General features: G+C 38.4%; 3 protein-coding genes. All 3 read left to right on the top strand.

Translation table 11 applies throughout. The features are described 5' to 3' along the window. Window positions 1–268, top strand: a 268-nt coding sequence (locus tag QI30_RS19510; RefSeq protein ID WP_370323647.1) for a sensor histidine kinase, incomplete at its 5' end; no start/stop codon positions are given. A 12-nt stretch (window positions 269–280) separates the two neighbouring features. After that, window positions 281–898, top strand: coding sequence for a response regulator transcription factor (locus QI30_RS19505; RefSeq protein ID WP_126992124.1), 618 nt, complete (start codon window positions 281–283; stop codon window positions 896–898). 85 nt (window positions 899–983) lie between these two features. Next, window positions 984–1,921 (top strand): MMPL family transporter (locus QI30_RS19500; RefSeq protein ID WP_158621102.1); only part of this gene is annotated, 938 nt, incomplete at its 3' end.

The raw sequence follows: 1,921 nt of genomic DNA, 5'->3' as shown, positions 1-1,921 counted from the left end.
GAATCACGTCATTGCAATTTTAAAAGAAGCTGTGACGAATACATTTAAGCATGCACAGGCAAGCTCAATATATGTAAAGGCAATAATTGAACATAACTTACTTGTTTTGGAGATTGAAGATGATGGCATTGGCTACAAACGAGCAAGTAGTAAGAAGCATTACGGTATTATTGGCATGATCGAACGAACAGAGTTACTCAATGGACAGTTTGAAATTTTCCGTAAGCTAGATAAAGGGACGAAAATCATCGTCAAAATTCCGTTATAAGTAGGTGACAAGATGAAAATATTGATTGTTGATGACCATGATATTGTGCGTGAGGGACTGCGACTTGTACTAGAACTTAAAAAGCAGCACGAGGTCATCGGAGAAGCAGAAAACGGACAGCAAGCTCTTGAAATGCTCGAAATATTAGAGCCAGAGCTCATTTTACTTGATTTAAATATGCCCGTACTCGACGGTATTGGTGTATTGCGTGCATTAAAAAAGTCCGGACGACAGATTCCTGTGATTGTCCTGACAACTTATAAGGAGAAGTATATGCTCCTGGAAGCAGTAGAGCTTGGTGTAAAGAGCTATTTACTAAAAGATGCAAAACGTAGTGTTATTTATGAAACAATTACGAAAGTGGCAAATGGTGAAACATGGTTTCCACCAGATATTGAAAAAGCTATTACAGTAGCGAAAGATAGTCAGGCGAATAAATTGTTTTTAACACAAAAGGAGCTTCTCATACTCAACTATCTTTCGAAAGGTCTAAAAAACAGTGAGATTGCAGATAAGCTCTTTATTTCCGAGCGTACGTTAAAAAATTATTTAACGGTCATTTACGAAAAATTACAAGTAAAATCACGTACCCAGGCTCTTTCAGTCGCTATTGAGAAAAATTTAATCTAATGAAAACATGCCCAAACGTCACTACGTTTGGGCATGTTTTCTATCGTACGATAATAATGCATTCAACACGAAAGGAGTAAAGATTTTGGCAAAGTTATTGTACAAATTAGGGTTATTTTCAACACGTCATCCGAAGTCAATTATTGCAGGTTTACTAGCGATTTTAATTGCTGTCGGTGTCATGGCAGTTGTATTAGGGCCACAATTAAAAGATGATATGACAATCCCTGGCACGCCAGCTCAGGATACGATTGATATGTTAAAAGAGGAATTCCCTGAAGTCGGGGACGCTGGTGCTCAAATGCAGATCATTGTGAAAGCACCTGAAGGGAAAACATTAGTCGATGAGGATGTAAAAGCCTCACTAGCAGAATTAGCAGAAGAAGTTTCAGCGATTGATGGTGTCGAAACAGTTGTCACACCTGATATGCTACAAAATTATAATGAAAATCAAACAATCGGCTTCTTAATGGCCATTTATGATGTCACATCTTCAGAATTTAAATTGTCGCAAGCAGATGAATTGCGCGAAACATTCGATATAACAGAAGATGCTGGTATCCAAACAGAGCTTTATTCTTCAGAAACAGAAATTTATAACACACAACCGAGCGATATGTCTTCAGAAGTGATCGGTGTCATTGTTGCGGTTGTGATTTTATTCTTTACATTTGGTTCTTTAATTTTAGCAGGGATGCCTGTTATTACAGCGGTGATTGGCTTATTAATTGGGTTATGCGGAGTCATGATTGTTTCCAATTACGCAACCGTTGCATTTGTATGTATTACGCTAGCTGCGATGCTTGGACTTGCAGTAGGGATTGACTATGGGTTATTTATTATTTCTCGTTTCCGTCAAGAGTATGCAAAAGGCTATTCGATTCAACAGTCGATTGCCATTGCGAACGGTACAGCGGGAACAGCAGTAGTGTTTGCAGGGATTACGGTTATTATTGCATTACTGGCGTTAGCTGTTCCACAAATTCCATTCTTAACAATGATGGGGATTTCAGCAGCGTTAAC

Source organism: Candidatus Kurthia intestinigallinarum (assembly GCF_003991225.1).
Taxonomy (GTDB): domain Bacteria; phylum Bacillota; class Bacilli; order Bacillales_A; family Planococcaceae; genus Kurthia; species Kurthia populi.
Note: the sequence above shows the minus strand (reverse complement) of the source record. Positions and strands in the feature narration are given on the sequence as shown.